General features: G+C 65.4%; 8 protein-coding genes. 2 read left to right on the top strand and 6 right to left on the bottom strand.

Annotation, left to right across the window (positions count from 1 at the left end):
* Positions 1-258: methyltransferase (locus tag AS96_RS12430; RefSeq protein WP_036290255.1), on the top strand; the 258-nt coding region annotated here is incomplete at its 5' end.
* 39 nt (positions 259-297) lie between these two features.
* Here AS96_RS12430 and AS96_RS12425 read toward each other — a convergent pair.
* Positions 298-708 (bottom strand): MarR family winged helix-turn-helix transcriptional regulator, encoded by a 411-nt coding sequence (locus AS96_RS12425; RefSeq protein WP_036290262.1) that lies wholly within the window; start codon positions 706-708, stop codon positions 298-300.
* Between the two features lie 116 nt (positions 709-824).
* A complete protein-coding gene (locus AS96_RS12420; RefSeq protein ID WP_036290253.1) occupies positions 825-1,292 on the bottom strand; it encodes a DUF3817 domain-containing protein in 468 nt (155 codons plus the stop codon).
* 89 nt (positions 1,293-1,381) lie between these two features.
* Here AS96_RS12420 and AS96_RS12415 point away from each other — a divergent pair, with 89 nt between their 5' ends.
* On the top strand, positions 1,382-1,795 hold the full coding sequence (locus AS96_RS12415) for a hypothetical protein (RefSeq protein WP_036290251.1): 414 nt from the start codon (positions 1,382-1,384) through the stop codon (positions 1,793-1,795).
* A 104-nt stretch (positions 1,796-1,899) separates the two neighbouring features.
* Here the strand turns inward: AS96_RS12415 and nrdF are convergent, their stop codons facing one another.
* The 4 genes from nrdF to nrdH are packed head-to-tail and all read right to left on the bottom strand — an operon-like array spanning position 1,900 to position 5,727.
* Positions 1,900-2,880: a class 1b ribonucleoside-diphosphate reductase subunit beta gene (gene nrdF / locus AS96_RS12410; protein ID WP_005052315.1), complete on the bottom strand. Its 981-nt coding sequence runs from the start codon at positions 2,878-2,880 to the stop codon at positions 1,900-1,902.
* A gap of 42 nt (positions 2,881-2,922) precedes the next feature.
* A complete protein-coding gene (nrdE, locus tag AS96_RS12405; protein ID WP_036290248.1) occupies positions 2,923-5,079 on the bottom strand; it encodes a class 1b ribonucleoside-diphosphate reductase subunit alpha in 2,157 nt (718 codons plus the stop codon).
* Positions 5,061-5,492 (bottom strand): class Ib ribonucleoside-diphosphate reductase assembly flavoprotein NrdI, encoded by a 432-nt coding sequence (gene nrdI, locus AS96_RS12400; protein ID WP_036290246.1) that lies wholly within the window; start codon positions 5,490-5,492, stop codon positions 5,061-5,063. The genes nrdE and nrdI overlap by 19 nt, the downstream gene beginning before the upstream one ends.
* A 1-nt stretch (position 5,493) precedes the next feature.
* The gene (gene nrdH / locus AS96_RS12395; protein ID WP_005052310.1) at positions 5,494-5,727 is read right to left on the bottom strand and encodes a glutaredoxin-like protein NrdH; all 234 of its coding nucleotides are present in this window, start codon (positions 5,725-5,727) and stop codon (positions 5,494-5,496) included.
* Between the last annotated feature and the right edge of the window lie 273 nt (positions 5,728-6,000).

Raw genomic sequence — 6,000 nt, 5'->3', positions numbered from 1 at the left:
GGGCTGGAGGAGCGCGCCGACGCCAGCGCGTCATTCATCGCGCTGAACCCGCCGTTCCACTCCGGTGCGGCGCTCACCGCTGCGATCGCGGAGCGCCTGTTCGCCGACGCCGCACGGGTTCTCGCGCCCGGCGGGCAGCTGTGGTGCGTGTGGAACTCGCCGCTGCGATATCGCGCCACGCTCGAGCGCGTGGTGGGGCCGACGCATCAGGTCTCCCGCGATCCGAAGTTCACGGTGACGGTGTCGACGAAGCGGTGAGCCGGCACCGCGCCCGAGCCTCGCCTGCCCGCCGCGTGCTCAGACGATGCCGGCGCGGATGCCGTCCAGCGAATCGGCGACCTTGGGAAGGCGCTGGGCGAGGACGTCGTCGAGCTCGAACAGGCGCTGTCGGGCATCCTGCAGCACGCGCGCTCCCTTCGCGGTGACATGCAGATCGCTGGCGGCGCCGGCATGGGCCGTGGCATCCTGCACGAGGCCGTCGTCGACGAGCGTGCGCACGGCGGTGTGGGCGGACTGCACCGTGATGTGCGAGCGGCGGGCCAGCTCGGAGAACGAGATGCCGGGCTCGGCGTAGATGTGACCGAGGAGACCGAACTTGCGGGTGCTGATGCCGAGGTCTTTGAGGATCGACGCCAGCTGCTCCTCCCACATCGCCGACACCGCGAGCAGCGCGATGACGGGGCTGAAGCGGGGACCGTCCTGAGTCATGCGGTCCATGCTATCGATGCGCTGTGCCGCGCACCGGTCGCCGTCCCGTGACTTCTCCAGCTGACGGGCTGACGCCACCGCTCGCCGGGCGCCAGGCGCTGACCTCGGCGCCGGGATCAGGCCTTCGCACCACCGGGAGGGCCGAGGATCAGCAGCACGGCGAAGATCGCGGCGACGGCCACGAGAATGCCGACGAACAGCAGCCAGGGGCGGCGCAGGAACCAGGCCAACGGGCCGTCGTACCACCGCGCGTCCGCCGCATCGGCAGCAGCCTCGACGCGCCACGCACCGGCGAGCAGGCCGCGACGGTGCACCCAGAGCTCGACCGGAATGGTGGCGTAGGGCACGATCGCCGAGATCAGCGCGACGGCGGTCGGCCCCGCGAGCCATCGGTTGTTGAGAGCGACCAGAACGACAGTGGCGCCGTACGAGAGGAACACGAAACCGTGGATGCCGCCCCCGATCGTGACCGCGGGCGCCCACCCGGTCGTCGCCCGGACGACGAGACCGGCGATGAGCAGCGTCCACGACACCGCCTCCGCGAACGCGAGAGTGCGAAACAGAGACAGGGGGGTGCGGAGCATTCCTTCAGCATAACTGAAGGAATCCTTCCCGCCTGAGCACTTCCTGTGAGCACCGGGCGCCGCTGCGCGCGGTGCCTAGGGTGTCGCGTATGACACGTCGCTTTCCGCTGGCGGCGGCCGTGCTGCTGACGGCCGGACTGCTGGGAGGCTGTGGGCCGATGGTTCCGGTGTGCCCTGCCATCGGATTCGTCAATCCCGGGCTCGCCACGATCGAGGTCGCCCCCGCCCTGACCGTCGGCGAGGTGGCCGCGTGCTTCGGCGACGGCTGCACCCCCGCACCCCTCCCCCTCGGCCGCGACGGCCGCGGACGGATGCCGCTGGCACCGCCGTATCTCGCCGACACGAGCGTCGTCAGCATCGAGCCCGGCACGACGGTGCGCGTGGTGATCACCGATGCCACCGGCACCGTCACGCGTGATGTCCGCGCGGAGATCTCCTACAGGTCGGAGGGCGGCGGCCCGTGTCCGGGACCGATGAGCTTCGACGCTGTCGTCATCTCCTGACCGTTCGCGGCGAGCGAAGACCCTCGACGCCGCGACGCCCCCGCGCCGGCTCATCGAGCACGGTTCGGGGGCGTCGCGCCATCCACTCGACGACGTCGGTCAGGTCAGAAGTCCCAGTCGTCGTCCTCGGTCGCGACCGCCTTGCCGATGACGTACGACGAGCCCGACCCGCTGAAGAAGTCGTGGTTCTCATCGGCGTTCGGCGACAGGGCCGAGAGGATCGCGGGGTTCACGTTGGTCAGCTGCGACGGGAACATCGCCTCGTAGCCGAGGTTCATCAGCGCCTTGTTGGCGTTGTAGTGCAGGAACTTCTTGACGTCCTCGGTCAGGCCGATGCCGTCGTAGAGGTCCTGCGTGTATTGCACCTCGTTGTCGTACAGCTCGTAGAGCAGCGAGAAGGTGTAGTCCTTGATCTCGTCGCGCTCGGGCTGGGTGAGCTTCTCGAGCCCCTTCTGGAACTTGTAGCCGATGTAGTAACCGTGCACGGCCTCGTCGCGGATGATGAGGCGGATGATGTCGGCCGTGTTCGTCAGCTTCGCCTTGCTCGACCAGTACAGCGGCAGGTAGAAGCCCGAGTAGAACAGGAACGACTCCAGCAGGGTCGAGGCGACCTTGCGCTTGAGCGGCTCGTCGCCACGGTAGTAGTCCATGACGATGTGGGCCTTCTTCTGAAGGTTCGGGTTCTCCACCGACCACCGGAACGCGTCATCGATCTCGGGCGTGGAGCACAGCGTCGAGAAGATCGACGAGTAGCTCTTCGCGTGCACCGACTCCATGAACGCGATGTTCGTGTACACGGCCTCTTCGTGGGGCGTGATCGCGTCGGGGATGAGTGAGACGGCGCCGACGGTGCCCTGGATGGTGTCCAGGAGCGTCAGACCGGTGAACACCCGCATCGTGGTGGTCTGCTCGTCGGGGGTGAGCGTCGCCCACGACTGGATGTCGTTGGACAGCGGCACCTTCTCGGGCAACCAGAAGTTGTTCACGAGGCGGTTCCACACCTCGAGGTCCTTGTCGTCCTGAATGCGGTTCCAGTTGATCGCCTGGACGTGGTCGATGAGCTTGAGCGGCTCGGACGGGGTCATGTCGTCAATCCTTCAAACGGTCGTGGAGTGAGCGAAGCGCGGTCACAGCATGCAGGAGACGCACTCGGACAGGTTCGTGCCCTCGAGCGCCATCTGACGAAGGCGGATGTAGTAGATCGTCTTGATGCCCTTGCGCCACGCGTAGATCTGCGCCTTGTTGATGTCGCGGGTGGTGGCGGTGTCCTTGAAGAACAGCGTCAACGACAGGCCCTGGTCGACGTGCTGGGTGGCGGCGGCGTAGGTGTCGATGACCTTCTCGTAGCCGATCTCGTACGCGTCCTGGTAGTACTCCAGGTTGTCGTTCGTCATGAACGGCGCCGGGTAGTAGACGCGGCCGATCTTGCCTTCCTTGCGGATCTCGATCTTCGACGCGATCGGGTGGATCGAGCTCGTCGAGTTGTTGATGTACGAGATCGATCCGGTCGGGGGCACCGCCTGCAGGTTCTGGTTGTAGATGCCGTGCGCCTGGATCGACGCCTTCAGCTCGCGCCAGTCGTCCTGGGTGGGGATGTGGATGCCGGCGAACAGCTCGGCCACGCGATCCGTCTGCGGCACCCACTCCTGCTCGAGGTACTTGTCGAAGAACTCCCCCGACGCGTAGGTCGAGTCGGCGAAGCCGTCGAAGGCCGTGCCGCGCTCGATCGCGATGCGGTTGGACGCGCGCAGCGCGTGGAACAGCACCGTGTAGAAGTAGATGTTCGTGAAGTCGATGCCCTCTTCCGAGCCGTAGTGCACGTGCTCACGCGCGAGGTACCCGTGGAGGTTCATCTGGCCGAGGCCGATCGCGTGCGAGCGGTCGTTGCCGTCTTCGATCGAACGCACCGAGGCGATGTGGCTCTGGTCGCTGACCGCCGTGAGAGCGCGGATCGAGGTCTCGACCGTGCCGGCGAGGTCCTTGCCGTCCATCGCGAGCGCGATGTTCATCGAACCCAGGTTGCAGGAGATGTCCTTGCCGATCTGGTCGTACGAGAGGTCCTCGTTGTAGGTCGTCGGCGTGTTCACCTGCAGGATCTCGCTGCAGAGGTTGGACATGTTGATCCGGCCCTTGATCGGGTTGGCCTTGTTCACCGTGTCCTCGAACATGATGTACGGGTAGCCCGACTCGAACTGGATCTCGGCGAGGGTCTGGAAGAACTCGCGCGCGTTGATCTTGGTCTTCTTGATACGCGCGTCGTCGACCATCTCGCGGTACTTCTCGGTGACGGAGATGTCACCGAAGGGCACGCCGTAGACCTTCTCGACGTCGTACGGCGAGAACAGGTACATGTCCTCGCCGTTGCGGGCGAGCTCGAACGTGATGTCGGGGATCACGACGCCGAGCGAGAGCGTCTTGATGCGGATCTTCTCGTCGGCGTTCTCGCGCTTCGTGTCGAGGAAGCGCAGGATGTCGGGGTGGTGCGCCGACAGGTAGACGGCGCCGGCGCCCTGGCGCGCGCCGAGCTGGTTGGCGTAGCTGAAGCTGTCTTCGAGCAGCTTCATGACGGGGATGATGCCGCTGGACTGGTTCTCGATCTGCTTGATCGGAGCGCCGGCCTCACGGATGTTGCTGAGCAGGAGCGCGACGCCGCCACCGCGCTTGGACAGCTGCAGGGCCGAGTTGATGCCGCGGGCGATCGACTCCATGTTGTCTTCGATGCGCAGCAGGAAGCAGCTGACGAGCTCGCCGCGCTGCGCCTTGCCGGTGTTGAGGAAGGTCGGGGTGGCCGGCTGGAAGCGGCCCGAGATGATCTCGTCGACGAGCTTCTCGGCGAGCTGCTGATCGCCGTCGGCGAGGCCCAGGGCCGTCATCACGACGCGGTCCTCGAAGCGCTCGAGGTAGCGCTTGCCGTCGAAGGTCTTCAGCGTGTAGCTCGTGTAGTACTTGAAGGCGCCGAGGAAGGTTTCGAAGCGGAACTTCGCGCCGTAGGCGCGGTCGTTGAGGCGCTGGATGAACTCGAACGGGTACTTCTCCAGCACCGCGCCCTCGTAGTACTCCTTCTCGACCAGGTAGTCGAGGCGCTCCTTGAGGGAGTGGAAGAACACGGTGTTCTGGTTGACGTGCTGGAGGAAGTACTCCCGTGCGGCACGCTTGTCGGCGTCGAACTGGATCTTGCCGTCCTCGCCGTACAGGTTGAGCATCGCGTTGAGGGCGTGGTAGTCCATGCCCTCGAAGCGTGCGTCGGTCTTGAAGGTCGCCGGGCTCACTGCAGCTTCCACCATCGTTCCAATCCGTCGCTCACACGGGCGACGTCGTCGGGCGTGCCGAAAAGTTCGAGCCGGTACAAGTGCGGCACGGTGCACTTGCGGCTGATGATGTCACCGGCGCGACAGAACGACTCGCCGAAGTTGGTGTTGCCCGCGGAGATCACTCCGCGGATGAGGTGACGATGGCGCTCGTCGTTGAGGAACCGGATCACCTGTTTGGGAACGGCGCCCTTCTCCTCGCCTCGCCCCTGGCCTCCTCCGTAGGTCGGTGTCACGAGCACGAAGGGCTCGTCGACCTCGAGAGGTGTGTCGCCAGGGGCGAGCGGGATGCGGACGGCCGGCAGACCGAGCTTCTCGATGAATCGCGCCGTGTTGCCCGACACGCTCGAGAAGTAGACGAGCAGCGGGGCACTCGTCAGTGTCGGCATGTCAGGCCAGACGGCTCGCGAGCTCGTCGATCTTGTCGGGACGGAAGCCCGACCAGTGGTCTTCGTCGGTGACGACGACCGGAGCCTGCAGGTAGCCGAGCGACTTCACGTGCTCCAGCGCCGCCGGGTCCTCCGAGAGGTCGAGGACTTCGTAGTCGATACCCTTCGAGTCCAGTGCGCGGTAGGTCGCATTGCACTGCACGCACGAGGGCTTGGTGTAGACGGTGATTGCCATGTCGTTCCTTCTCTCCCCTTGGTCTGCGCGGATCGATCCCGTTGGGATTCCGCCCTCTTCTCGCCTGTGATCCCGGCCGTGCCCCCGCCGGGAGTCCAATACTACATATGGGTACGGACGTTGGATAGCACCACAAGGGCTAGTAGTTACATCCGTGTAGTTTTGCACCGCTCTCCCCATGTACAACACAGGTTGTCCACCGTTTCATCCACAGGATGCCGCGAGGATCGAAGCCTGGAAAAAGCCTGAATCGCGCGGATTTCGATCGCCCTC

Source organism: Microbacterium sp. MRS-1 (assembly GCF_000585455.1).
In the GTDB taxonomy this organism is placed as follows: Bacteria; Actinomycetota; Actinomycetes; order Actinomycetales; family Microbacteriaceae; genus Microbacterium; species Microbacterium laevaniformans.
This window is presented reverse-complemented; position numbering and strand designations above follow the sequence as displayed.

Bases quoted from the DNA above. Each gene is read 5' to 3' on its own strand.
- AS96_RS12425 (WP_036290262.1), bottom strand. From the start codon at position 708: ATGACTCAGGACGGTCCCCGCTTCAGCCCCGTCATCGCGCTGCTCGCG.
- AS96_RS12420 (WP_036290253.1), bottom strand. From the start codon at position 1,292: ATGCTCCGCACCCCCCTGTCTCTGTTTCGCACTCTCGCGTTCGCGGAG.
- AS96_RS12415 (WP_036290251.1), top strand. From the start codon at position 1,382: ATGACACGTCGCTTTCCGCTGGCGGCGGCCGTGCTGCTGACGGCCGGA.
- nrdF (WP_005052315.1), bottom strand. From the start codon at position 2,880: ATGACCCCGTCCGAGCCGCTCAAGCTCATCGACCACGTCCAGGCGATC.
- nrdE (WP_036290248.1), bottom strand. From the start codon at position 5,079: ATGGTGGAAGCTGCAGTGAGCCCGGCGACCTTCAAGACCGACGCACGC.
- nrdI (WP_036290246.1), bottom strand. From the start codon at position 5,492: ATGCCGACACTGACGAGTGCCCCGCTGCTCGTCTACTTCTCGAGCGTG.
- nrdH (WP_005052310.1), bottom strand. From the start codon at position 5,727: ATGGCAATCACCGTCTACACCAAGCCCTCGTGCGTGCAGTGCAATGCG.